At 68.6% G+C, this 22,787-nt stretch carries 23 protein-coding genes and 1 pseudogene; 8 read left to right on the forward strand and 16 right to left on the reverse strand.

What is annotated here, in order from left to right; genetic code table 11:
- Positions 1-281: 281 nt before the first annotated feature.
- Entirely contained in the window at positions 282-1,451 is a 1,170-nt protein-coding gene (locus FCH28_RS12770; protein WP_136740005.1) for a macrolide family glycosyltransferase, read from the reverse strand.
- A 37-nt stretch (positions 1,452-1,488) separates the two neighbouring features.
- On the opposite strand from FCH28_RS12770, the gene FCH28_RS12775 reads away from it, so the two are divergent.
- The gene (locus FCH28_RS12775) at positions 1,489-1,944 is read left to right on the forward strand and encodes an arsenate reductase ArsC (RefSeq protein ID WP_246102734.1); all 456 of its coding nucleotides are present in this window, start codon (positions 1,489-1,491) and stop codon (positions 1,942-1,944) included.
- A gap of 88 nt (positions 1,945-2,032) precedes the next feature.
- On the opposite strand, the gene FCH28_RS12780 is transcribed toward FCH28_RS12775, so the two are convergent.
- The gene (locus FCH28_RS12780) at positions 2,033-2,671 is read right to left on the reverse strand and encodes a TetR/AcrR family transcriptional regulator (RefSeq protein ID WP_136740006.1); all 639 of its coding nucleotides are present in this window, start codon (positions 2,669-2,671) and stop codon (positions 2,033-2,035) included.
- A 100-nt stretch (positions 2,672-2,771) separates the two neighbouring features.
- Here FCH28_RS12780 and FCH28_RS12785 point away from each other — a divergent pair, with 100 nt between their 5' ends.
- On the forward strand, positions 2,772-3,491 hold the full coding sequence (locus FCH28_RS12785; RefSeq protein WP_187363826.1) for a hypothetical protein: 720 nt from the start codon (positions 2,772-2,774) through the stop codon (positions 3,489-3,491).
- Between the two features lie 70 nt (positions 3,492-3,561).
- Here FCH28_RS12785 and FCH28_RS12790 read toward each other — a convergent pair whose 3' ends face one another.
- Positions 3,562-4,449: a LysR family transcriptional regulator gene (locus FCH28_RS12790; RefSeq protein ID WP_136740007.1), complete on the reverse strand. Its 888-nt coding sequence runs from the start codon at positions 4,447-4,449 to the stop codon at positions 3,562-3,564.
- 125 nt (positions 4,450-4,574) lie between these two features.
- Between FCH28_RS12790 and FCH28_RS12795 the strand changes: the two genes are divergently transcribed.
- Together FCH28_RS12795 and FCH28_RS12800 are read left to right on the forward strand one after the other, a co-directional pair.
- Entirely contained in the window at positions 4,575-4,976 is a 402-nt protein-coding gene (locus FCH28_RS12795) for a carboxymuconolactone decarboxylase family protein (RefSeq protein ID WP_136740008.1), read from the forward strand.
- 479 nt (positions 4,977-5,455) lie between these two features.
- Positions 5,456-6,343 carry a GNAT family N-acetyltransferase gene (locus FCH28_RS12800; protein ID WP_136740009.1) on the forward strand — a complete coding sequence of 296 codons (888 nt, stop codon included), beginning with the start codon at positions 5,456-5,458 and terminating at the stop codon, positions 6,341-6,343.
- Between the two features lie 191 nt (positions 6,344-6,534).
- Here FCH28_RS12800 and tuf read toward each other — a convergent pair whose 3' ends face one another.
- Positions 6,535-7,731 carry an elongation factor Tu gene (gene tuf, locus FCH28_RS12805; protein WP_136740010.1) on the reverse strand — a complete coding sequence of 399 codons (1,197 nt, stop codon included), beginning with the start codon at positions 7,729-7,731 and terminating at the stop codon, positions 6,535-6,537.
- A gap of 713 nt (positions 7,732-8,444) precedes the next feature.
- Between tuf and FCH28_RS12810 the strand changes: the two genes are divergently transcribed.
- Positions 8,445-9,257: a HalD/BesD family halogenase gene (locus tag FCH28_RS12810; protein ID WP_136740011.1), complete on the forward strand. Its 813-nt coding sequence runs from the start codon at positions 8,445-8,447 to the stop codon at positions 9,255-9,257.
- A 135-nt stretch (positions 9,258-9,392) separates the two neighbouring features.
- Here the strand turns inward: FCH28_RS12810 and FCH28_RS12815 are convergent, their stop codons facing one another.
- From FCH28_RS12815 to FCH28_RS12835, 4 genes and pseudogenes are all read right to left on the reverse strand, one after another.
- Positions 9,393-11,135, reverse strand: coding sequence for a M28 family peptidase (locus FCH28_RS12815; protein WP_425471934.1), 1,743 nt, complete (start codon positions 11,133-11,135; stop codon positions 9,393-9,395).
- A 476-nt stretch (positions 11,136-11,611) separates the two neighbouring features.
- A complete protein-coding gene (locus tag FCH28_RS12825; RefSeq protein ID WP_136740013.1) occupies positions 11,612-11,839 on the reverse strand; it encodes a hypothetical protein in 228 nt (75 codons plus the stop codon).
- Positions 11,836-12,072, reverse strand: coding sequence for a transposase (locus FCH28_RS38660; RefSeq protein ID WP_136740014.1), 237 nt, complete (start codon positions 12,070-12,072; stop codon positions 11,836-11,838). The genes FCH28_RS12825 and FCH28_RS38660 overlap by 4 nt, the downstream gene beginning before the upstream one ends.
- 27 nt (positions 12,073-12,099) lie before the next feature.
- Positions 12,100-12,296, reverse strand: a pseudogene (locus FCH28_RS12835) (IS200/IS605 family transposase); the annotation flags it as partial.
- Positions 12,297-12,375: 79 nt separating this feature from the next.
- On the opposite strand from FCH28_RS12835, the gene FCH28_RS12840 reads away from it, so the two are divergent.
- Positions 12,376-13,359: a BtrH N-terminal domain-containing protein gene (locus FCH28_RS12840; RefSeq protein ID WP_136740579.1), complete on the forward strand. Its 984-nt coding sequence runs from the start codon at positions 12,376-12,378 to the stop codon at positions 13,357-13,359.
- A 9-nt stretch (positions 13,360-13,368) separates the two neighbouring features.
- Here FCH28_RS12840 and FCH28_RS38070 read toward each other — a convergent pair whose 3' ends face one another.
- The 4 genes from FCH28_RS38070 to FCH28_RS38075 all read right to left on the reverse strand — a co-directional run bounded on the left by FCH28_RS38070 (position 13,369) and on the right by FCH28_RS38075 (position 15,646).
- The gene (locus FCH28_RS38070; RefSeq protein WP_169314135.1) at positions 13,369-13,539 is read right to left on the reverse strand and encodes a hypothetical protein; all 171 of its coding nucleotides are present in this window, start codon (positions 13,537-13,539) and stop codon (positions 13,369-13,371) included.
- Positions 13,540-13,566: 27 nt separating this feature from the next.
- A complete protein-coding gene (locus FCH28_RS12845) occupies positions 13,567-14,328 on the reverse strand; it encodes a DUF6082 family protein (RefSeq protein ID WP_136740015.1) in 762 nt (253 codons plus the stop codon).
- A 204-nt stretch (positions 14,329-14,532) separates the two neighbouring features.
- On the reverse strand, positions 14,533-15,327 hold the full coding sequence (locus tag FCH28_RS12850; RefSeq protein WP_136740016.1) for an alpha/beta fold hydrolase: 795 nt from the start codon (positions 15,325-15,327) through the stop codon (positions 14,533-14,535).
- A 43-nt stretch (positions 15,328-15,370) separates the two neighbouring features.
- Entirely contained in the window at positions 15,371-15,646 is a 276-nt protein-coding gene (locus FCH28_RS38075; protein WP_169314136.1) for a hypothetical protein, read from the reverse strand.
- A gap of 474 nt (positions 15,647-16,120) precedes the next feature.
- On the opposite strand from FCH28_RS38075, the gene FCH28_RS12860 reads away from it, so the two are divergent.
- On the forward strand, positions 16,121-16,495 hold the full coding sequence (locus FCH28_RS12860; protein ID WP_136740018.1) for a MerR family transcriptional regulator: 375 nt from the start codon (positions 16,121-16,123) through the stop codon (positions 16,493-16,495).
- Between the two features lie 243 nt (positions 16,496-16,738).
- On the opposite strand, the gene FCH28_RS12865 is transcribed toward FCH28_RS12860, so the two are convergent.
- The 4 genes from FCH28_RS12865 to FCH28_RS12880 form a co-directional block, all read right to left on the reverse strand.
- Complete coding sequence (locus FCH28_RS12865; RefSeq protein WP_136740581.1) at positions 16,739-18,964, reverse strand: HelD family protein; 2,226 nt, start codon at positions 18,962-18,964, stop codon at positions 16,739-16,741.
- A 179-nt stretch (positions 18,965-19,143) separates the two neighbouring features.
- Entirely contained in the window at positions 19,144-20,052 is a 909-nt protein-coding gene (gene bla / locus FCH28_RS12870; RefSeq protein WP_425471935.1) for a class A beta-lactamase, read from the reverse strand.
- A 248-nt stretch (positions 20,053-20,300) separates the two neighbouring features.
- Complete coding sequence (locus FCH28_RS12875; RefSeq protein WP_136740020.1) at positions 20,301-21,242, reverse strand: MerR family transcriptional regulator; 942 nt, start codon at positions 21,240-21,242, stop codon at positions 20,301-20,303.
- A 95-nt stretch (positions 21,243-21,337) separates the two neighbouring features.
- Entirely contained in the window at positions 21,338-22,246 is a 909-nt protein-coding gene (locus FCH28_RS12880) for a helix-turn-helix domain-containing protein (protein ID WP_136740021.1), read from the reverse strand.
- A gap of 170 nt (positions 22,247-22,416) precedes the next feature.
- Between FCH28_RS12880 and FCH28_RS12885 the strand changes: the two genes are divergently transcribed.
- Positions 22,417-22,716, forward strand: a complete 300-nt coding sequence (locus tag FCH28_RS12885; protein WP_136740022.1) for a putative quinol monooxygenase — start codon at positions 22,417-22,419, stop codon at positions 22,714-22,716.
- Positions 22,717-22,787 lie beyond the last annotated feature (71 nt).

A 22,787-nucleotide genomic window follows, 5' to 3' on the forward strand; every position in this document is an offset into this window, starting at 1 on the left:
AAACCTACCTGACTGTCGGTTCTGAATGATGTAGAACCAGGCAGTAACTCGCAGGTCAGACCGCATAGTTGAGTTCATATCGCGTTCACAAGCACGGCCTGACAATGGCGAACGAGCTCGCCGCCAAGCCGCTCAGGCCGAACCCGCCGGGCGGGGAACGCGCACCGTTCCCCGCCATCCCCCGTCATTCCCCGCCTGTCCGCGCCTGTCCACGGCTGTCCGCGGCTGTCCGCGGCTGTCCGCGGCTGTCCGCGCCGGGGGCTCCGCCCCCCGACTGTCGATCAGCCCACCGGCTCCTCCACAAGCTGCTCCTCGATCAGATCCACGGCCCGACGCGTACCGCCCTCGGTGCGCACCTCGGCCCACAGCCATGCCGAGCGTGCGGCGACCTGTGAATCGCCGATGAGTTCCATCAGGGCGGTGCGCAGCGCCGCCGCCGTGACGTCCGCGGTGTCGATCCGACGGGCGACACCCAGTTCGACGAGCCGGTCGGCGTAGAGGCACTGGTCGGCCCCGTGCGGTACCGCGATCATCGGCACACCGGCGTACAGGCCCTCACTACTGCTCCCCATCCCGGTGTGCGTCACCCATGCGTCCACCTGTTCAAGGATCGTCAACGGCGGCACCCACGGCAGCACTTCGAAGTTGGGAGGAATCCGTTCCCCCTTCTTGGCCGGATCGCTGCCACCGCCGGTCTGGAGCACCACATGCCAGCCCGGAAGATCCGCGAAGGCCGCCACACACTGCCCGTAGATCTCCCGCTGCCCGGGATAGGCCGAGCCGCCCAGCGACACCAGCAGCACTTTCTCCGCACCGGCCGGCCGCTTCCAGCCGCTCTGCTTTTCACCGGTGCCGCAGCACGGGCCGACGAACGTCACCGCCTCGGTGTCGACCCGGTCCGCATGTGGCTGCATGGCGCGCGGGATCAGGGCCAGCACCCGCGGCGGCCGACCTGTGAACTCCTCCACGTTCGTGGTCACCGCACCGCACCGGGCCAGCCAGGCCGCGAACCGCTCTCGGTGGGCGGGACCTCCGGGCAGCCCCGCAAACGCCGCACCCATCTCCTCCTGGGCCCCCTCCCAGGCCACATGCGTCGGCGACAGCTGGACGAGGCCGCGGCCCTGCGCCTCAGCCAGCGCGCGGCCCGCGTACGCGCCGATGTCGTAGAGGTAGAGGTCGGCGGGGCTCTCGTCGTACGCGGCGTGCAGCTGTGGCAGTACGGCCATCGCCTCATCGAGGAAGAGGGAGGCGGCGGCGATGGGATCCTGCGGCCAGTCGCCGGCGGCGGCCGGCAGAGTGGAGGTCAAGCGGACCAGCTCCGCACCGGTGTCGGTAACCAGCTCGGCGACGTGGTCGGCGTTGGCGTACGTCACGCGATGGCCGCGGGCCACCAGCTCACGGATGATCTCCAGGCTGGGCAGCACATGGTCGACCATAGGCGTGCCGATCATAGCGATATGGGCTGGAAGAGGCATATCGGAAACTTCCTTGGATAGAGGTCTACGGCAGGTAAACGCCGAGGGCGCGAATGGGCAACGCGGCAGTACGCAACACGGCGACGCGGCGCGCAGCGGCCGGGACGCTGGGAAGGCACGCGCTCGGCAGCTCGCGGGCGACCGCGTCGAGGTCCGCTCCGCCGGCTCGGTCCCCGCCGACCAGGTCAACCCGGCCGCCGTCGAGGCGATGCGGGAGCTCGGCATCGACATCTCCGAGCAGGAGCCGAAGGTCCTCACCACCGAGGCCGTCCAGGCATCCGACTACGTCATCACCATGGGCTGCGGCGACGCCTGCCCGATCTTCCCCGGCAAGAAGTACCTCGACTGGGCACTGGAGGACCCGGCGGGCAAGGGCGTCGAGTCCGTCCGCCCTATCCGTGACGAGATCAAGACGCGCATCGAGGCCCTGATCACCGAAATCGACGCCAAGCACGAGGACCGAGACTGAGTCCTGCGTGGACCGGCGTGCCGTGAGGCAGCGGACGCGTATGCGTACGTGCATGTGTATGTGTACGTGTATGTGTGTGGCCGAGGCCTCACTTGACGCTGTCGTCCCTCGTCAGGGTCTCGAATGCTGTGCACAGGAGCCTGACGCTTCGCTGGAACTTCTCGTCCTGGCTCAGGCGGGGCATCTGCTCCATGACGAGCGGGAAGCGGGCGCGTAGCTCGCCGTAGGTCTCCGCGGTGACGGTCGGCGTCTGGGGCTCGGCCTGCTCCTGGAGTACGAAGCCTGTGACGTGGCTCAGGAGGGTGTCGGCCGCGATGCCGCAGTGCTCGGCGGGGACACCGGCGTCGAGAAGGGTTTCGAGGAGGCGTTCCATCAGGGACAGGCCACCAGTGCTCAGCGTTCCGGGGCTGTCAGCGAGCAAGAGTGCGCCGCCCGGGTGCTGTTGGATGCTCCGACGCAGTTCTGCGGCTTGAACCTCGATCTTTTCCTGCCATGTCACGTCGGGCGGGAGCGCGGCCAGGGCGGTGCCGGCGGCGTCGTACGCATGCCGGCTGACACGGTCGGCCATCAGCGCGAGCAGTTCGTCCTTGCTGCGTACGTGGTAGTAGAGGCTGCCCGCGTGGGCGCCGAGCCGCTCGGCCACTTGGCGCATGGACAGGCCGTGGTACCCGGTCTCGGCGAACGTGGCCATGCCGGCGTCGACGATTCGCTCCTTGGTGAGCTTCATGGGTCCACCGTAGCAACTTTTTGAACACTGTTTGAAAAGCTGTGCTAGCGTCGCGGCCGACCGATTTCGAACACTGTTGGATCAGAGGGGTACGGGGGACATGGACGGACTGCTCTTCAACGCGACCACGGCCGCATTGATGGTGATGATGATCAATAGCGGGCTCGGCGCAGTGGGGCGCGACTCGCTGCGTGGGCGGCCTGTTCCGTGGGTCGCGGTCGGCCTGACCGTGGTGGCGGTGGCCGGCGTCATCCTCCAGCTGTGCTGGGCGGGGGCGATGGCCGCCCTCGACAACGATCCCACCCGGACGGGCTGGTGGCGGGTGTTCACCTCGGTCTTCATGCAGAACGGCGGCGTCGCCGGCGCGGCCTGGAACATCGCCACCCTCGCCTTCGTGGCGGCGCTCGCACAGTGGCTTTGGGGTGGTCCCCTGACGGCGCTCCTCTTCGTCGCCGGCATCCTTCTGCCGGAACAGATCGACGCCCTGTTCGGCCTGGGCGGCGGGCCCAGCACCGACCCCCGCAACTTCGCGGGCAGTTCCGGCGCCACCTACTTCCTGGGAGCGACCCTCGCCGCGTTCCTCCTGACGCGCACCCGGGCCAGGAAAGAGCAGGCCCTCGCAGCCGGCGTCCCGGCGCTCGGGCTGCTGATGTGGTTCGCGCAGGACAACGGCCACGGCCTCGTCGCCGTATACGGCTTCGTGCTCGGCACTCTCATCTGGGCGGCACTCCGCTGGACGTCACATTCGGGGGTGCAACAGCCCGCGGCGGAGACCCGATCCCCCAGCGCGCACCGGCTCAAGCGCTCATCCGCCAAGTGAACGTCAGCGACATCGACCAATTCTCTACCGATTCTCGACCGCTACTCGACCGATTCCCGGCCGGCAACGCTCACGCACGGCTCAGCGCATCGGTAAGGAGAGTGCGCATCCGTTCCACGAGCGGGTTGGCGTCGTCGGCCCGCCAGACCAGGTGCAGGGTGGTCGAGGTATCGGCCAGTGGCCGCGGGGTCACGCCGATGCGGCGCAGCGCACGGTGCGAGTCGGCGAGCACCGCGGCGCCGAACTTGGCCGCGACCAGGGCCAGTAGCGTCTGCACACTGCGGCCCTCGGCGCCGATCTTCGGTACGACTCCGGCGCTGTGGCAGAGCGCGATGATCTCGTCGTAGGAGCGGGGAGAGACGTCCCTGGGCCACATGACCAGGGGAATCTGGCCCAGGGCCGCGAGCGGGGCGGGTTCGGAGGGGTAGGCCAGTGGGTGGCCGGCGGGCAGGAACAGAGTCAGCGGTTCTCGCCACCAGACCTGGGTGGAGAGTCGGGCATCGCGCATCGGGAGGCGCTGGACCGCGAGGTCGAAGCGGCCTTCCAGTACGCCGGTCGACATCTCGGCATCGTTGAAACTCTCCGCCAACTGCAGGTCGACCCGGGGTAGTTCACGCCGCACCCGGCTCAGCGCGCCACCGAGCGGTCCGTTGATACCCGAACCGGCGAAGGTCACGGTCAGTCGTCCGGTCATGCCCTGTGCGGCCAGTCGTACGTCCTCCAGCACGGCATCCGCCTCGGCGAGCAGGGTGATCGCACGCCGTACCAGGACCTGCCCGGCCGGCGTCGGCGTAAGTCCGCGCCCCTCCCTGGAGAACAGTTTTGTGCCCAACTGCCTTTCCATTTCGCGCAGTTGGCGGCTGAGTGTGGGCTGTGTCAGATGCAGCCGCCGCGCCGCGCCACTGATACTGCCCTCTTCCGCGATCGCGACCGCATAGCCGAGTAGCCGTAGCTCCATCCATACCTCCCAGGCATGGGAACTATAGCCAGTAATGCCTGCAGAGCAGATCTGGGCGCCTTTCGGGCCAGGGTGGAGACATCGCACCGGACGGCCCGGGGCGGATACCTGACCTGGGGAGAACCATGAACCGCGAAGAGCGCTACGGGTACGGCATGAAGGTGCTGGAGCGGGTGGACGGTGAAGCGGGGCAGCGGATCGTCGACTCCCTCGCCGACACCTCGCCGGAGCTGGGCCACCAGGTGGTGGCGTGGGCATTCGGCGACATGTACGACCGCCCCGAACTTCCACCGCGTGACCGGCAGTTGGTCACCCTGGGTGTGCTATCGGCGCTCGGCGGCTGCGAGATCCAGCTCGAAGTGCACATCAACGCCGCGCTCAACGTCGGCCTGACCGCCACCGAGATCGCCGAGGCGCTGCTGCACTCGGCCGTGTACTGCGGAATGCCGCGTTCGATCAACGCCACGCTCGTCGCCAAGAAGGTCTTCGCCGAACGTGGACTGCTCCCCATCACCAATCTCGGCTGACCGCAAATGGCCATGAGCGGACGGCCGTGGCTGTTCGCCTGCCGAGCGCGCGGCAGCGGCGGGTCGAAGGGGCCCGCATCGCGCTCCATGGGGAGGCCCTGCGGGATGGGAACCGTTTGACTCATCGGAGTTCCTCTCGTGGCGGTCGTTGCGGCCACGATCGCGCCGACGGACCAGACATACACTGACACCGCTCGGAGACCGCTCTCGAACGGCTCTGACGCGGCTCAGCCAGGGCGTGTCTGTGAGTGTCCGCCTCTGCTGCCGCGCCGGGCTGAAGCAGCCTCGATAAACCCTTTGCTGCCTCTGGGCGGAAGCGGCTACCTTCTGCGGGCCGTCGGCCGCCCAGGCCGGCGCCATCACCATCGCCGTCGCCATCATCGCCGCCGTCGCCAAGGAGGTGTGCAGCACATGCGCACGACCGGTCAGCAGTCGACCTCAGGTCCTGGCAACTTCCCCCTCTCAACGACGGAGACACCTTGTCCGTTCGCATCACCGCGCTGACCGACCCCGACACCAACCCGGCCGGCCGCCGCCTGGCGTGGCTGGCATCCGACGCCGACGGGATCCCCGTCGGGTCTGCGTTCCTGCGTCTCTACACCAAGGCCGGGCAGGAGCACCTCGCCGCTCTGGAACTCCACGTCCACCCGGCCGAGCGGCGAAACCGCATCGGCACCCGGCTCCTGGACGCGGCCGTGGCCGCTGCACACCAGGACGGCCGACGCTGCATCATCACCCAGGCCGAGGCCGGCTCTCACGGCGACCGGTTCCTCCCGGCCCGCGGCTTCCGCAAGGTCCTGACCCTGATCTACACCCGGCTCTCGCTGGCCGAGGCGGACCTCACCACTCTCACCGAGATCACCGAACGGCCGCATCCCGGCTACCGACTGACGTCGTGGGAGGGCACAGTCCCCGACGACCTCGCCGAGACGTTCGTCACCTCGCGTCATGCCATGGACGACATGCCGATGGGCGGCACCGACTTCGGCACGGTGGTGTGGGATCTGGACCGGGTCCGGGCCGCAGCGGCGGCCGTTGAACAGCGTGGCGACCTGCTGCACACCGTCGTTGCCATCGATGAGTCGGACGGCTCGATCGCCGGCTTCACCGAACTGGTCGTCCCTGGCGACGGCAAGGGCGATGGCCAGCACTACGGCACCGGCGTCCTGCCCGAGCACCGCGGGCACGGCCTCGGACGCTGGATGAAGGCCGCCTCGATTCTGCAAGCTCGTGAGCGGCACCCGTCCCTCGGCGGCCTGCTGACCGACACCGCCGGCAACAACCCGCACATGAGGCATATCAACGACGCGCTGGGCTACGCACCGATCCACACGGCATTTGAGTATCAGCTCGATCTCCAGGGCTGACGGGGCCCGGGTGACCATGTAGGCGACCGCGCCCACCGGCTTTCGATCAGGTCGCCGGTCTCGGCGATCTCCTCACCCGAGGGCCACCACCTCCCTCGCCAGCTTGGCCACCACCGCGGCAGCCGGCGTCTCGCCGGCTGCCGCGGTGTGCCGTCCGCAGCGTGCCGGGGTGCTGCACGAGGTGTGGGCGCCTACGCGAGGATCTTGGTCACCCGGCCTACGCCGATGGTCTTGCCGCCCTCGCGGATGGCGAACGACTGGGCCCGCTCCATCTCGATGGGCGCCATGAGTGCGACGGAGAGGTCGCAGCGGTCGCCCGGCATGACCATGTTGTCGTCCCCGTCAGTCCTGAGCTTCATCTCCCCGGTCACATCCATGGTCCGGAAGTAGAACTGCGGCCGGTAGCCGTTGAAGAACGGCTTGGGCCGCCCGCCCTCGTCCTTGGAGAGCATGTAGATCTTCGCCTCGAACAGCGTGTGGGGAGTCACCGTGTTGGGCGCGGCGACAACCTGCCCGCGCTCGATCTGGCCCTTTTGGATGCCGCGCAGCAGCAGACCGACGGTCCGCCCCGCCTCGGCCTTGTCCAACTGCTTCTTGAACTCCTCGATGCCCGTCACCGTGCTCTTCTGCGTCTCCCTCAGGCCGACGATGTCAACCGCGTCGCCGGGCTTGATGACCCCGGTCTCCACTCGCCCGGTGGCCACCACTCCCCGCCCTCCAAGGTCGAACACCTCGTCGACGGCCAGCAGGAACGGCTTGTCGACTGCCCGCTTGGGGATCGGGATGGCGGAGTCGACCTCGTTCATCAGGTTGAGCACCGCTGTGGTCTGGTCTTTCTGCCCGTCGAGGGCTCTCAGCGCCGAGACGCGGCGGACGGGGACCGTGTCTCCTTCGAAGCCGACGTCGGAGAGCATCTCGCGGACCTCCGTCTCGACCAGCTCCAGCACCTCATCGCTGTCGACCAGGTCGCACTTGCTCAGCGCGACGACGAGCGATTCGACGCCCACGCTCCGGGCCAGCACCGCGTCCTCCCTGGTCTGCTTCTGCGGTCCGTCGGCGGCGGAGACGACCAGAATCGCGCCGTCCATCTGCGAAGCCCCGCTGATCATGTTCTTGACGTAGTGGATATCGCCGGGGCAGTCGGAGTGTGCGTAGTGCCGCTTCTCCGTCTGGTACTCGACATGCGTCGTGCAGACCGACTGACCGCTGCGCCTCTCCTCCTGCCGCTTGTCGATTTCCGCGACCGAGACCGCCTTGTTGAGACTCGGGAACTTGTCGGCCAGCACCTTGGTGATCGCCGCGGTCAGTGTCGTCTTGCCGTGGCCCCTGTGGCCCAGGGTCCCGATGTTGATGTGAGGCTTGGACTTCGTGGCTTGCGTCGTGGCCATGATGATCCCTTCCCGCGCAGGCCCCCGAGTGGCGCTCACCATGCTCCTCGTGCCTCCGCACGGCCGCGTACCGCCCGGTAGAGCCATACCGCCATTCGGGTGACGGTGGAACGTGGAGTCACCCCTGGTGCACGGAGAGCACGCAGGTCATCGCCATGGTCACCAGCGTTGGTCCGCCCGGCAATCCGACCCTCGGCTGCCGCGCGATGTACGCCTTCACGCTCGACCTCGTAGTCAGCAGCGCTTCGATTCGGCGTCGGCCCCAGATGAACTGCCCTGATAGGCGAGGACTGCAACTCCTCCTATCCAACATCGACAGGACAACGACAGGATCCGGTCGGCTTCCGCGACCGGATCGCCGGTACGACGCACCGGGTTCCGGTGGCGCGGCTGCGCTCCCTCGTGGAACTCACCGCTGTCGATGAGCTCGACCCGGGGGAACGCAACCCCGAGTTCAAGCATGCGCACGGCCGCGATCTGGTGGCGCTGTTCTCCCGTTCCCGGGGGGGCTGCTGAGTGCTGCCGCAGCGACGGGCCGCGTCCGGGTTCTGGGTCCCGACGCCCGCTGAAACCGATGCATTGCGGCCAGGCGGATGACCGGCTCCCCCGTTGGCCGTCTGCCGCGGCGCGCGGTGCTCACCTATCGTCGGCGCCGCTGGCGCAAGGTCGTGGACGCAAGAGGAGGACGGGAGGGCGGGGCCGTGAAGTACCCGATGTCTGAGCTGGTGGACCTGGAGACATATCCCGTCGACGCCCTGGACGGCGAGCCGGGGCAGGCGCTGCTGAACAGGGCCCGTGCGGAGTTCAACCGGACCAGCCTGACGGTGCTGGGCGGGTTCCTCGTTCCGCAGGCCGTCGCGCGGGTGGTGACGCGGGTGCGGGAGGACGCCGGGACCCTGGGCTATCGGTTCCGGGGCGCGAACAATGTGTTCCTCGGGACGGCCGCAGAGGCCGGTGGGGCAGCCGGCGATGCAGACGGGGCAGCCGGTTCCGCGCAACTGGGCCGGACGCATACCAAGAGCACGCTGGCCTACGACCGTATCGATCCCGGCTCCCCGCTCAGGGCCCTCTACCACTGGGAGCCGTTGTTGAAGTTCGTCTCCGCGGTTGTCGGCCGGCCGGTGTTCCGCTCGGCCGACCCGCTCGGGGCCATGACGATCCATGTCCACCACGAACGCGATGAACAGGACTGGCACTTCGATGTGTCGGAGTACACGATCGTTTTGCATCTCCTCGCGCCCGAGAAGGGCGGGGTCCTGGAGTATGTGCCGCGTTCGCGGGCCGCGGTGGAACAGGACCGCGACGCCTTGCGCGCCATCGCCGCCGGAGAGCGGCATTCGCTGACCCGCGACCTGGTCACCACACCCGGCACGCTGGTCCTGCACTCGGGCCGGGTCTCCCTCCACCGGGTCACCCCGGTATCGGGCCCCACCCCGCGCATCAGCGCCACTCTGTCGTACAACTCCGTTCCTGGTGGGCTGCTCAACTCCTATACCCGCAGCCTGTACTTCGGAAGGACCGGGTGACCACCGCCCCGCTCCTCTACACGGCCGGAGGCGGTGGGAAATGTTGCTCGCCGACCCGCCCGGGTCAGCGGCCGGTGTGCGCCGGAGGGGCAGGCGGCGGTGTGCAGGTGCCGTGCCCCTCCGGGTGGTTGGGGGTCAGCCGGTCTGCAGGGCTGCGTCGTCGATGACGAAGCTGGTCTGGAGGCTGGCGTCTTCGGTGGCGGTGAAGGTCAGGGTGATCTGCTGTCCGATGTAGGGGGTCAGGTCCAGGGTGCGCTGGGTGTATCCGGTCGCGGCGTCGGTGTTGGAGAGGGTTGTCAGGGTGGTGTTGCCCACCTTGACCCTGAAGGTGTCGTAGGCGACGCGGTCGGTCTCGTCGGTGTCGATGTGCAGCCAGTAGGTCAGGGTGGCCTTGGCGCACCCGGAGGGCACGGTCACCGACTGGCTGAGGGAGTCGGTGGCGGAGGAGCCGTAGCCGCCGAGCCAGGCGAACCGGCTGCCGCTGTGGGCGGACCGGCCCGAGTGGGCACCGATCGCGCCGGTGTCACCCGTCCAGGGTGCGGTGCCGTTCTCGAACCCTCCGTTGGCGAGGAGCTGTTGGCCGGTGCAGCTGCCGGTCCCCTTGACCGTCAGGGTGAAGGTCGTGCTGTGGGCGACGGATCCGGTGCCGGTGAGGGTGAGGGGGTAGGTGCCGGGGGCCGTGCTCGACGCCGTGGCGACGGTCATGGTGGAGCTGCCGCCCGAGGTCACCGAGGCGGGGTTGAAGGAGACGGTGACGCCTGCCGGGGCGCCGGATGCCGACAGCTTCACGGTCTGAGCGGAGCCCTTGGTGGTCGCCGTCGAGACCGTGCTGGTGGCCGTGCCGCCCGGGTCGACGCTGCCCGTGGTGGGGGCGACGGCCAGGGAGAAGTCGTTCGCGGGGGTGGAGTTGGCGACGGCGAGCTTCCAGAGGGTGTAGGCGATGCCGTCCACGCTGCGGTTCAGTCCGGTGCTGTTGATGTTGCCGGTGGTGTCGCAGGACTGGTGGTAGCAGGGGTCGTAGGAGCGATTGGCCGTGCCGCCCCATTTGGCCGCCTGCGCGGAGGTCTTCCTCGCGCCGGCTCCCATCGCGTACCCGGAAGTCGCGATGCCCGCCTGCTCGAAGGAGTAGTCGTCGGAGCGGCCGGCGCCCTCGGTGTTCTCCTCCGGCTGGAGGTTGAGGGAGTCCCAGTACGCCTTCATCGGCTGGGCGGCGCCGGAGTTGACGTGGTTGATGAAGTAGCCGCCGTTGGTCGAGGCGATCATGTCGAAGTTGTAGTACGCCTTGATCTTTGAGCGCTCGGTGCCGGACAGGGAACTGACGTAGAAGTCGGAGCCGTTGAGGCCCTGTTCCTCGTCCGTCCACCAGCCGAAGCGGACCCGGGCCGCCATGGCGGGGTTCTGCTGCGCGAGGGTGAGAGCCGTTTCCAGCAGTGCGGCCGAGCCGGAGCCGTTGTCGTTGATGCCGGGTCCGGCCCCGACGCTGTCGAGGTGGGAGCCGAACATGTACACCGTGCCGGCGTCGCCCTGGGGCCATTCGGCTATCAGGTTGGGTCCGGCGCCGCTGGAGCAACCGGAGGTGCAGGGCTGCTCGGTGACCGTGTAGCCGGCCGCCTGGAGCTTGTTCTTGACGTAGGCGACGGAGTCCCGGTAGCCCTGACCGCTGGATTTACGGGTGCCGCCGTTGCGGGTCGCGATGGCGTTCAGCTCGGTGAGATGTGCCTGGACCTTGGCCACGTCGATGTCCGGGGCGTCGCCGACCGCGGCCCCGCCGACGACGGATGGGGTGGTGGCCGGTTGCGCGTGCGGTGCGGCCGATGCCGTGGGTGCTGCGGTCAGCACCGCCGTTCCGAGGGTGATGGCGAGCGATACACCGGCCACCGCGAGTCTTCGTAACACCATGGCTCCTTGAGGGGGTAGCGAGTTCTCCGACGGAGGTTCTGGTGGAACGCCGGGTCGGGGCAGCGTCCTGTCGTCGTCCTGCTGTCTCCGACGAGGTGGGGCTGGACACGGCAGGCGGACGACATACCGATGACCGAGGACGACATGTCCATGACCGGGCGGCCGTACCATCACATCGAGACAGGCTCGGCGTCAACGGAAGTTCCATCGCGGAGCGGTGTTTGTCGGAAAATGGCAGGTGGCGCCCGATATCCGGGCACTCGCCGGTGGGCGCCGGCCGGTCGGGGCGGCTGCTGCGACGCTCCGATACTTCGAGGGCCCGCGACGCATCCACTGCGTCTAGGGTCTTTCCGAGCCCGACCCATCGGACTTTCTGCGTCGGTGGCTAGGCCTCCGCGCAGAGGACCGGCCCGACCCTGTGCAGGACGTTTAAGGCGCCCACTACGTCTGCGTTCTCAACGAAGCCGCAGGAGAAACATTCGAACTTTGCGAAAGGTGTTGCGGGCGTCTACCGGGATCACTCGGCGAGCGGCACTCTCAGCCTTCTGCGCCAGGATTCCGAAGAACATCCCCCAACCCGCATCCAGGATGCTGCGGTTCGGCCCAGCCTTCGCAGCAGGGCCGTTCGGGAGGAACGCGCCGGCATTGTCGCGGTCGGGCTTGGGTGCAGGCGCCTTCGTCATGCCCGCTGGTTCAGCCGCTCGTACCCGATCACATCATGCTCGCGGATCAGCGCGTTCGCGGTCTTGTGGTGGTGGTCGAGATGTTGACGCCGGATCTCGGCGTGCAGCTTCGCGACCTTACGTGCTGCTGCGCCCTGCTTCCTCGACCACCTGCGGGTGCGTTTGGGGAAACGTCGCCAGCACACGCTGGGCCTCGGCCAGCTCCTCGCCCAAACGCTCCAGGAAGCACGCATTCTCGACGTACTCACCGTTGGACGTGGTCAGAAAGTGCACGGTGCCGATGTCGATACCGCCTCCTTCTTCCAGGAGCGCTCCCACTGCGTGTCTATACACGCTGCACCGTGTCAGCCGAGACAGCGCCGACCGAGGCCGCGAAGTATGACGACGACCACAAGGTGGGGAGCAGTGTCTTCAGTTGTGGGAACTCCTCCAGCACCACGCGGGAGGTGAAGCCCTTGCCGGCGGATCATGACTGGGACGCAGTGGTCTGGCACGCCCATCTAGGCGTCCTCTGGTGCGGGAGGAGAATGCGCGGCATGACCATGGTGAAAGACATCGATGTCCGCGGAATGCAGCACTGCGAGACGACGGCGCTGGGCGTGCTGCTGCGGCATGAGGGACTCGACTTGTCCGAGCCCATGCTGTTCGGGCTTGGCTCCGGGCTGTCCTTCATCTACTGGGACAGCAAAGGCATGGGCTTTCCCTTCCTGGGAGGCCGGGTCAAGCCGTTTGAGCTCACCAGGAACCTGGCCGCCGCACTCGGACTTGAGCTGCTGGTCGGGGAGACCACCTCCCCGCGCAAGGCGTGGCAGAACGTGGCGGGCCCCATCGACGCCGGTCGACCGGTCGGCCTTCAGCTCGACAGCTGCCACCTGGACTACTTCAGCACCAAGGTGCACTTCGGCGGGCACGTCGTGGCCATGTATGGCTACGACGAACAGGACGCCTACCTTGTGGACACCAGCCCGCAGGGCGGAGCCGTCTCGACCAGCCTCGCCAGCCTGGCCAGGGCCAGAGCCGAGCGCGGCCCCATGACCGCCAAACACCGCTCCTTCACCATCACAGCGCCCAGCAACCCGACGTCACCGCAGGACCGGATCACCCCCGCGATCAAGACTTGCGCCGAAGCCTTCCTGAACCCGCCCATCGCGAACCTGGGCCACCGGGGCATCGAGAAGACCGCCAGGCAAGTGACGAAATGGCTGCAGCGCAGCGACAATCCGCAGGAGGACCTACCACGGGCCGCCGTCCTCATGGAGAAGGCCGGCACCGGTGGCGCCCTGTTCCGCAATCTCTACCGGGACTTCCTCGCCGAGTGTGCCCAGCTGATCGACAGCAGCCACCTGCGCACTGGCCACAGCCTGTATACCGAGGCCGCCGCCCTCTGGACAGAGGTGGCCGCACTCATCGCTACAGCAGGCCAATCCGGCGACGCGAAGAACCTCATGCAGGCCGGCTCCCTCCTCCACGAGCTCTCGCGCATCGAACGCGATGCGATGCAGGCGCTCGGCATGCTCTAGAAGTATTGATCAGGACTCGCCAGCCTGAACAACGCTCGTGATCTCCCTGGGGTTGGCCTCGTGGTGCGCAGGGGTCCCGTCGGTGAAGTACATCTTCTCCAGCAGACCAGGGAGGCCGCCGAGAACGTGCGGCATCGTGTGACCTGCCATGCCGTTGCCGGCGCTCACGTCGATGGGCACGGGCGTGATGCCACTGAGTCTGAACTTCTAGGTACGAGGACGCGACTGTCGTCGTCCGAGGAGGGCATGCGCTGTGCGGGGTGACGGCAGCGGGCGGGGCCGTGCCCTGGACACATGACGGGGATCTGCGTCGTTGCGTCGCGCGGCCGGTGACGGGAGGAAGACATCCGCAGCAGGTGGGCCGGCGGATACGGCCGCCGCATAGCGCTCCTGCGTCAGGCGGACGAAGGCCGAGTCCCGCCTGTCCCCCGCTTTCATGGTGCGCAGCCAACTTGAGCCATCGCGCTGCCACTGCTCGCGTGCGATCTCATGACGAAAATGCGAGTCGAGCTTCACTGTCAGCTTGGCGGTGGAAAGGTGCCCGATGCGGAACCGGTGCAGAAGCTCGCCCAGCGCCAGCGAGGAAACAATGTGCTGTTGATGGCGCAGCAGGGTGACCGGCTCGGCAGGCGGCGACCAGGCCCGCAGCAGTTCCGGGTCGTCGAAGACAAGAGAGGTGAGCTGGAGGTGGCTGTCTCTGACGGCTTGCTCGTCGCTCGTGCGGGCCTGGCGGAGCTGGAACACAAGCGACAGGACGACTCCCGCCAAGGCCGCACTTGAAATCAGAATCGACACCGCCGCATAGACCTGGCTGATGTCACTGAGTTTGTTCCAGTCGTAGCCGGCCGGCGCAATGGCGGACAGGGCGAAGGGCGTTGCCACCAGCAGGCCCAGCATGCCGGCCAGGGCAACGACGGCCCAGAGCACGACCGAGGACACCCGCCACCCGCTGTTGCGCCTGCCGAACATGAGACTCCCGACTCCTCGATACCCAGCAGGATAGTAAGCCCGACCAAGCCACTGCAGGAGGCGTTTTCGCAGGTCCGAGGGGTCGGGGTGTTACACAACCGTTTGCCACCGTACGCCGGAGTGGGGCTGCCGGCGGCGTCGCCGAGGAGGCCGCCGACAGCCCTGTTGGGTAAGGCTGTTGCCCGTGGTGTCCGTTACCTGCCGTCAGATGCGGTTGTCGCGGAGGAAGTCGCAAATGAGGGTGGCCCATTCCTCCGGCTGCTCGACGAAGGGGAGATGCCCGGTGGCCAGTTCGGCGTAGCGCGCGCCGGGGATGGCGTCGGCGAGCTGTCGGTGGTGGTGTGGGGTGACGAGCTGATCGAGCGTGGTGGAGACGACCAGGGTCGGCACGGCGAGCGCGGCGAGGTCGGCCCGGACGTCGATGTGGTCGATGAGCAGGTCGAGGTGCTCCGGCGTACCGGGCGGGATGGTGGCCGCGGTGGTCTTGAGGGCGGTGTCGAGGTCGTCCTGGGCGATGGCGTCCAGGGCCGGGGCGCTGAGGCCGATCAGGGACACGAGGGCGGCCAGGTGCTCCAGGTCGCCCGCGCGGAGCATGTCGCGCCACAGTCGGGCCGCCAGCAGGAACCGCGGGTTGGGGTGGGCGAAGCCGGCGGTGAGGACCAGGGCGGTGACACGCTCGGGGTGACGGGTCGCGGCCCGGATGGCGACCGGGGTGCCCAGCGAGTATCCGGCGATGGCGAAGGTGTTCAGGCCCTCTTCGACGGCGGTGGCGACCAGTTCGTCGGCCAGGGCGTCAAGGGCGAGCGGTGCCTTGGCGCGCGGGGTGCGGCCGGTGCCGGGGTAATCCGGGCCGACGACGGTGTGCTGTGCGGCCAACGTGTCCAGGATGGGGCCGTAGTTGGCGTCGATGCCGCCGCCGGCGCCGTGGGCGAGCAGCAGGCCGGGGCCGGTGCCGCGCACCACGCGGCCGAGGTTGGAGGTGGGCAGAGCAATAGTCATGTTTCTTGTCTCCTTCGGGTTCCGGCAGTGGTTGAGTAGTTGGTCACTGCTGGTTGGTGCGGTGTTGGGGGGCGGTTGCAGTCGCAGTTGCCGTAGTTGTGGCTGCGGTTGCGGTTGCGGTTGCGGTTGCGGTTGCGAGGAGGACGGCGCCGGGGGCGAGCAGGGCGCCGATCCAGGGCAGATCGGTCAGGGTGAGGCCGAAGGTGAGGGCCTGTCGGCCGAGTTGGGAACCGCCGGCGACGCCGAGGTTGAACGCGGAGGCGCTGATCGCGGTGACCAGGGTGGGCGCGGCGGGCGCAGCGGCCAGAGCCCGGCCCACGGGGTGCGGTCGGCCAGGCGGCCGCCGAGGATGTTGCCCGCGACCGCGCCGAGCCCGTCCCCGGAGCCGGTGTGCGGCGTGGACGGCCGGACGAACACGGCCACGGCCACGGCGCACAGGATGACAACAACGAGCGCGGCGATTGCCGTACGCGACGCCGCGTCAGACGCAGCATCATGACCGTCACCAGCGGCCCGGCGACCGTGACCACGAGGGCGTACCAGGTCACCAGAGATCCGGTGATCGGCAGCGGCTGGTGCAGATCGGCGGACAGCTGCGGCAGCCCGACCATGACCCACTCGGCGGTGCCCACGGCGAACACGCTCGCGGTGAGCACCGCCAGGGCGGTACTCCGGCGCAGCGCAGACGGGACGGGGCTGGTCACGGCCGTGGAGGACGCTGTGCTGGTGGTCATGACCGGCACGCTAAAGTCTCACATCACTGTGAGAGTCAACGTGGTGAGGTGCAGATCACGTGCGCATCGGGGAGATGGTCCGCCGTACGGGAGTGAGCGAGCGGCTGCTGCGCTACTACGAGGAACAGGGCTTGCTCGCGCCGACGCGGCTGCCGAGCGGCTACCGGGTCTACGACGACGCGGACGTGGACACGGTCCGGCGCATCCGCACCCTGCTCGCAGCGGGCCTTCCGACCGCCACCATCGTCCAGGTCCTGCCGTGCGTCCGCGACGACGGCCCGAACCTCGTGCCGGTGTGCTCCGACCTGGTGGCCGAGCTGCGCCGGGAGCGCGAGCGCATCACCCACGCGATCAATGACCTCCAGGCGTCACGGGGGATGCTCGACGCGGTCATCGCGGCCGGCCCGGCTGACGCCGAAGCAATGGTCCAGTAGCCACGGTCAGGAGGCTGCCGAGTAGCCGCAGTCAGGAGGCTGCTGCCGACCGAGACCCGGCGGCACCGGCCGCCCGCCGTTGCCCCGGAACGCCGGCCGCCGGCCGCCGCCGCTGTAGTGGGTCACCGGGAGACTCAGCGCACCGGTGACCCACCGAGGAATTGGCTACCCACGCGGGCATCGGCCCCCGTGCGCTCCGGGCCCGCCCTGCACCATCGGACCGGCCCCATCGGACAGGCGGCCCTATCGGTCTCCCGCCTCCTCCAATCCCCCGAGCTCCTCGGGGAGATCGCCGGTGTGCAGCACCCCGAGGTGCTGGGTGGCGCGGGTCAGCGCGACGTACAGATCACTCACGCCGTACTCGGCCGGTTCCACGATCAGCACCGTGTCGAACTCCAGCCCCTTCGCCTGCCGTACGTCCAGCAGCACCACGTCCCGGGTGAGGTCGGGCGCGGGCCCGTGACCCACGTCCGGCAGCTCCGCGAGGAGTGCCGCGTGCAGCGCCGTCGGGGCGATGACCGCGACCCGTCCCCCGCCGCGGGCCGCCGCGGTCTCCCGTGCCACGGCGGCGGCGAGGCCGCCCGCGGCGACTCGCAGCGCCCAGGGCCGCACCCCGGTCGACCGCACCGAGCCGGGCGGCTCGAACGACGGGTCGTGCGCCCGCAGGAATCCGGCCGCCACCTCCATGATCTCGGCGGGCGTACGGTAGTTGACCCCCAGCCGTACATGCTCCCAGCGGTCGTCCACGTACGGCTCCAGGATGCGTTCCCAGGAGCCGAGCCCGGCCAACTCGGCGGTCTGCGCCGGGTCTCCGACCAGCGTCATGGAGCGTGTCGGAATGCGCCGCATCAGCAGCCGCCAGGCCATCGCCGAGAGCTCCTGCGCCTCGTCGACGACGATGTGGCCGAACGCCCAGGTCCGGTCGGCCGCCGCCCGCTCGGCAGCGCTGCGGTGGTCGGCCTCCTCATGCCGTTCGGCCATCCGCTCGGCGTCGATGATGTCGTGTGCCGCGAGGACTTCGGACTCCTCGTCCTCGAACTCGTATGTCTCCGAGCCGGCGGACAGGTCCAACACGCCCTGTGCGTAGGCGATCCGCTCCTGGCGCTCGGCCTCGGCCGCGGCGCGGGCCGCGCTGTCGTCCTCGCCCAGCAGTTCGGCGGCCTCGTCGAGGAGCGGAACGTCGGCCTGGGTCCACGCCCCGCCCTGCCGCTGGATCAGCTCGGCCGACTCGGCGTCGAGGTGGACCGGCTCGGCGAGGAAGTCCGCGACGAACTGCTGCGGGGTGAGCTGCGGCCACAGCTCGTCGATGGCCGCGTGGACCTCCCGGCTTGTCGCGATCTCCTTGCCCATCTGGGCGATGTCGTCGGGCCCCAGCAGATTGGGCCCGCCGAACGGGTCGGCGCCGATCCGCTCGGCCAGTTGCGCGGTGAGCGCGTCGATGACGTGGAATGCGAAGACGGGCCTGGCCAGGTTGTGGGGCAGCCCGCTCTCACGCGCCTGCCAGCGCGCGTCCTCGGCCATGGCCCGCTCCAGTTGGAGTGTCCCGTATCCGTCGTGGTCGATCTCCGTCGCCCACTCGGGCACCGTCTGCCGGTCCCGCAGCGCCTTCGCCAGCACGCCGGCCATCGCGGCACGCCCCTTGACCTCGGCGGCGGCCGGACTGTCGGTGCCGGTGGCGCGTACACCGGGGAAGAGTTCGCCGATGGTGGCCAGCAGCACCCCGGTCTCTCCCAGGGACGGCAGCACGTCGCCGATGTAGCTCAGGAAGGCCGGATTCGGGCCGACGATCAGCACTGCGCGACGGGCCAGCAGTTCCCGGTGTTCGTACAGCAGATAGGCCGCCCGGTGCAGCGCGACGACGGTCTTCCCGGTGCCGGGGCCGCCCTCGACGACCATGACGCCCTGGTGGGGCGCCCGGATGATGCGGTCCTGCTCGGCCTGGATGGTCCGGACGATGTCGTGCATCCGCCCCGTGCGGGCCGTGTCCAGCGCGGCCAGCAGGACCTCGTCGGCGTCCGCGCCCTCGTGCCCTGTGCGGGTCGGGTCCCTGAGGTCCATCAGCTCGTCGTGGAGCGCGGTGACGGTGCGCCCCTCGGTGGTGATGTGCCGCCTGCGCCGGAGGCCCATCGGGGAATGACCGGTGGCGAGATAGAAGGGGCGGGCCATGTCGGCCCGCCAGTCGAGCACCAAGGGCGTACGGGACGGGTCGTCCTGCCGAATTCCGATGCGCCCGATGTGGTAAGTACGGCCGTCCCGGAAGTCGAGGCGTCCGAAACAGAGCCCGTTCTCCCCCGCCTGGATAGCACTGAGCAGCCCGGACTGCTCCGCCACCAGCACATCCCGCTCAAGCCTGGCCTGGAAACCGCTTCCGACCTGTACGAGCGCGCCGCGCACCGACTCCTCGGCCTGCTCCCTGAGTTGATCGAGCCGAGTGTAGAGGCCGGTGATGAATTGCTGTTCCTGCCGCATTTCCTCGGTTGACAATTCCACTCCTGACGCGATATGCTCTGCTTCGCAGAAGACTTTTCTTCATGCCTATTTCGCGAAGGCATGAAGGATTAAATATACGCGGGAACAAGCCCCGGATGTCAATTCATCCGGGGCTTGCTTCTTTTGGGGAATCGCTCCCGGGAGAAGGTGGGCTGGAACTAGGTGAGAGCGGAGATGATCTGCTTTGCCGTTTCGGCGATCAGGGAGTCCTTGGGCGGGGTGTGGTACCCGGGCCGGTCGGACATGATGGCCAGCACGAGCGGAGTGCCATGGGGCGGCCATGCGACGGCGATGTCGTTGGCCCTGCCGTAGTCGCCGGTTCCGGTCTTGTCGGCCACCGTCCATCCCTTGGGCAGCCCGGCCCGGATGCGCTTGGCTCCGGTGATGTTGCGTTCGAGCCAGTCTTTGAGCAGGGCCCGTTTATCGGTGCTCAGCGCGTCGCCCAGTACGAGTTTGCGGTAGTCGGCTGCGATAGCCCGGGGAGTGGTGGTGTCGCGGGGATCTTGCGGGCGGACTCTGTTCAGCTCGGGCTCGTAGTGGTCCATGCGGCTGACGCTGTCTCCGAGTCCGCGTAGATAGGCGGTTAACCGCGTCGGACCGCCGATGTCGCGCATCAGCAGGTTGCCGGCCGTGCCATCGCTGTAGCGGATGGCGGCATCACACAACTGCCTGATCGTCATTCCCGTCGCAATGTGATCCTTGGTGATCGGCGATATGGAGTTGACGTCGGCCTCGGTGTAGGTGACGCGTTTGTCCAGGTGGCCGAGTGGGTTTCGGTGCAGGACCGCAGCCGCGGCGAGTGTCTTGAAGGTGGAACAGAACGCAAAACGCTCGTCCGCACGGTAGGCCACCGTGGCGCCCGTTCCGGTTGCCAGGGCGTACACGCCCAGACGGGCACCATGCTTGCGTTCGAGCGCCGCGAACTGCGGGTCCCTTGCGTCGGCAGAGCGGCGACTCGACGCCGAGGGGGACCCGGAGGCCGGGCGATCGCCGCCGCCGCACCCTGTCAGTGGCAGGAGAGCTGCTGCCAGCAGCAGAGCACGGCGGGATGGGCCGGGCTGCTCAATGTGCATGTGTACTGCCTGCTTTCACCTCATGGCGCCCATTGTGACGAAGCACCTCGCGGATGACCTCGACATCCCGATCCCGCCGGATGGGCCTGCGGCCGTCCGGCGACAGTGTCCAGCAGCTCTCATACCTCCTCCGCCACCACCAGGTCGGGTGCTTCCAAGGGGACCATGTGGCCGCCGCCTTCGGCTCACAGGTGTCGCCCTGGGCTGGGGGTGGCACTTGTTCCGGCCGGCGCCACACCCGCCTATCGCTGCATCCGGGCGCGCAGCGCCTGCACGGTCCAGGTGAGCACCGGCGCCAGGCTCTCCCGGGCCGGCCAGCCATTGATGACGGCGAGCAGCTCGAAGTACCGGTCACTGCGGGGGTCGTTCATGGTCTCCAGGCGGGCCACCAGGCGTCGGCGGAGCTCGGCGTCGGCAGGGCGGTCGAGGATGTGTGCGTAGTGCGTGGTGAGCGCCTCGATGATCGGATCGGCCTGGGGCGAGGCAGAGTTGATGCCGGCTGCCAGCATCGGTTCGACCTGGGCACGGACGGCTTCGGCAAGGATGGGAGGCAGGCCCATGCTGTCGTCCCGGGCCCGGTCGGTCGCCAGGTCCTGGACCATCCGGTGCAGAGTGGAGCGGAAATCCGGGTCCTGGAACAGTTCGGCCAGTTCCACCCACGCCGTGACCTGCTCCGCCTCGGGATCGTCGGGCAGTTGGGGGGTCATGGAGCGGATGACCGCCGCGAATGCGGGGTGGTCGTGCAGCCCGTCGAAGACGGTGCCGAGAAAGTCGTCGATCAGACGCTGTCGTTCGTCCTCGGACAGCTTGGCCAGCTTGTGCATGAGATCCAACTCCTCAGGGCCGGAGCCGCGTCGGGCCACCGCTGTCAGCACCGCGCGCCGTAGGCGCAGGGTGCGGATCTGCGCTTCCAGGGCTTCGGCGTGCGCCGCAGCGACCTGCGGTAGCGAGATCTCCCGGTCCACGACCTTCCTGATCGTGGGCAGGTCCAGGCCCAGGTCGCGCAGGGTGCGCACGAGGTCCAGGCGTGCGACGGCGTCGATGCCGTAGCGGCGGTAGCCGGCGGGGCTGCGTTCGGTCGGCGGCACGATCCCGGAGTCGGAGTAGAACCGAATGGCCTTGACCGTCAGGCCGGTCCGCCGGGCCAGATCCCCGATCGAGTAGAGCGTGCCGTCGTCGTTCATGCCCCCACCCTCCCGTCTCCCCTTACCGGAGACTCAAGCACGGCCGCTGAGCCTGTGTTTCATGATCTGGCACGGTGATGGGGGCGGGAGAGAAGTCACCGCTCGGCGACGTTGTCCTCAGCGGTGACCGGCTCGACCGGCTCACGTGACCATGACGAAGGATCGGGAAGTGGCGGTGTGGTGAGGCCGGCCAGGAGCTGGAGGGTGGCAGCGGCCTCGGATCCGGATGGTGCGCTGTAGATCATCATGGTCATGTCGGGGTCGTCGGGGGCTCGCATGGCGACATAGTCGAGGGCGAGTTCGCCGAGTTGGGGGTGGGCGAACCGTTTGCGGCCGCGGGTCCTGCCGCGAACGTTGTGGTCGGCCCACAGGCGGCGGAAGTCGGCGCTTCCCAACGAGAGTTCACCGACCAAGGTGGCCAGCTGCGGATCGTCGGCGTGGCGGCCGGCATCGAGACGGAGGTTGGAGACGGTGTCGCGGGCCTTGGTCTCCCAGTCGGGGTAGAGATCTTTGGACGCGTGGTCGAGGAAGACCAGGCGGGCCATGTTCCGCTCGGCCGCGGGCAGGGCCGGGAAGTCGGCGATCAACGCCCGAGCCAGCTCGTTCCAGGCCAGGACGTCCAGACGGCGTCCGATGATGTAGGCGGGAACGGAGGAGAGGGCCTCCAGTGCCTGGCGCATCTCACGGCCGACCCGCTGTGGGCGGCCGGTGGGCTTGCGGGTGCCGGTGGGCTTGGCGAGGTTGTGCAGGTGGGCGCGCTCATCGGTGTCGAGGCGGAGAGCCTGGGCGACGGCGTCCAGAATGGCGGGGGACACGTTGCGGGCCCGGCCTTGTTCCAGGCGGGTGTAGTAGTCGACGCTCACCCCGGCCAGCAGTGCCAGTTCCTCGCGGCGCAGACCCGGCACGCGCCGTTGGCTGCCGAAGTCGCTCACGCCCACGTCGTCGGGACGGAGGCGGGCTCGCCGGGCCTTGAGGAACTCGCTGAGCTGTTGTGCACGGTCCATGGCCCCAAGTGTCGGTCACGGATGCTCGGTTCTGCCTGGTCCTGGCAGAACCAGGCAGGGTGGACCCGGGCCGAGGAGAGCTCTGGGTGGCCCTGGACCGGGCCCGCAGGGTGGACGTCGTTCACCAGTGAGCATCGGCTCAAGTTGCGCCAGCAGACCAGGAGTTTCCCATGCCCAACGCCCTGACGATCGTCGCCGCCTTCACCGCCAAGCCGGGCGAGGAGCAGCGTCTGCGCGATGAGTTGAACGCGATGATCGCGCCGTCCTTGGCAGAGGAAGGCTGCCTCGGCTACCAGCCGTTCGTTGACCCGAACCGCGCCGACCGCGTGATCATCGTTGAGGAGTGGGCCAGCAGCGCGGCCCTGGAGCACCACTTCTCACTGCCGCACTTCAAGCACGTCGCCCAGGTCCTGGACGAGATCCTCGCCGAGCCGTTCACCCTGCGCCGCCTGACCGACGCCCCCGCCTGAGACATCCCGCCCCAACGGGTGCCCCGGCGAACCGCCCGAAGGACTGTCCTCCCCACCACCCAACCACCGGT

The sequence above is a fragment of the Streptomyces piniterrae genome (genome assembly GCF_005048155.1).
GTDB lineage: Bacteria > Actinomycetota > Actinomycetes > Streptomycetales > Streptomycetaceae > Streptomyces > Streptomyces piniterrae.

What these genes read in the sequence shown, in the direction of transcription:
- FCH28_RS12770 (WP_136740005.1), bottom strand. Translation starts at nt 1,451, where the DNA reads ATGATCGGCACGCCTATGGTCGACCATGTGCTGCCCAGCCTGGAGATC.
- FCH28_RS12780 (WP_136740006.1), bottom strand. Translation starts at nt 2,671, where the DNA reads ATGAAGCTCACCAAGGAGCGAATCGTCGACGCCGGCATGGCCACGTTC.
- FCH28_RS12785 (WP_187363826.1), top strand. Translation starts at nt 2,772, where the DNA reads ATGGACGGACTGCTCTTCAACGCGACCACGGCCGCATTGATGGTGATG.
- FCH28_RS12790 (WP_136740007.1), bottom strand. Translation starts at nt 4,449, where the DNA reads ATGGAGCTACGGCTACTCGGCTATGCGGTCGCGATCGCGGAAGAGGGC.
- FCH28_RS12795 (WP_136740008.1), top strand. Translation starts at nt 4,575, where the DNA reads ATGAACCGCGAAGAGCGCTACGGGTACGGCATGAAGGTGCTGGAGCGG.
- tuf (WP_136740010.1), bottom strand. Translation starts at nt 7,731, where the DNA reads ATGGCCACGACGCAAGCCACGAAGTCCAAGCCTCACATCAACATCGGG.
- FCH28_RS12810 (WP_136740011.1), top strand. Translation starts at nt 8,445, where the DNA reads ATGTCTGAGCTGGTGGACCTGGAGACATATCCCGTCGACGCCCTGGAC.
- FCH28_RS12825 (WP_136740013.1), bottom strand. Translation starts at nt 11,839, where the DNA reads ATGACGAAGGCGCCTGCACCCAAGCCCGACCGCGACAATGCCGGCGCG.
- FCH28_RS38660 (WP_136740014.1), bottom strand. Translation starts at nt 12,072, where the DNA reads ATGCGTGCTTCCTGGAGCGTTTGGGCGAGGAGCTGGCCGAGGCCCAGC.
- FCH28_RS12840 (WP_136740579.1), top strand. Translation starts at nt 12,376, where the DNA reads ATGACCATGGTGAAAGACATCGATGTCCGCGGAATGCAGCACTGCGAG.
- FCH28_RS12845 (WP_136740015.1), bottom strand. Translation starts at nt 14,328, where the DNA reads ATGTTCGGCAGGCGCAACAGCGGGTGGCGGGTGTCCTCGGTCGTGCTC.
- FCH28_RS12850 (WP_136740016.1), bottom strand. Translation starts at nt 15,327, where the DNA reads ATGACTATTGCTCTGCCCACCTCCAACCTCGGCCGCGTGGTGCGCGGC.
- FCH28_RS12865 (WP_136740581.1), bottom strand. Translation starts at nt 18,964, where the DNA reads ATGCGGCAGGAACAGCAATTCATCACCGGCCTCTACACTCGGCTCGAT.
- FCH28_RS12875 (WP_136740020.1), bottom strand. Translation starts at nt 21,242, where the DNA reads ATGAACGACGACGGCACGCTCTACTCGATCGGGGATCTGGCCCGGCGG.
- FCH28_RS12880 (WP_136740021.1), bottom strand. Translation starts at nt 22,246, where the DNA reads ATGGACCGTGCACAACAGCTCAGCGAGTTCCTCAAGGCCCGGCGAGCC.
- FCH28_RS12885 (WP_136740022.1), top strand. Translation starts at nt 22,417, where the DNA reads ATGCCCAACGCCCTGACGATCGTCGCCGCCTTCACCGCCAAGCCGGGC.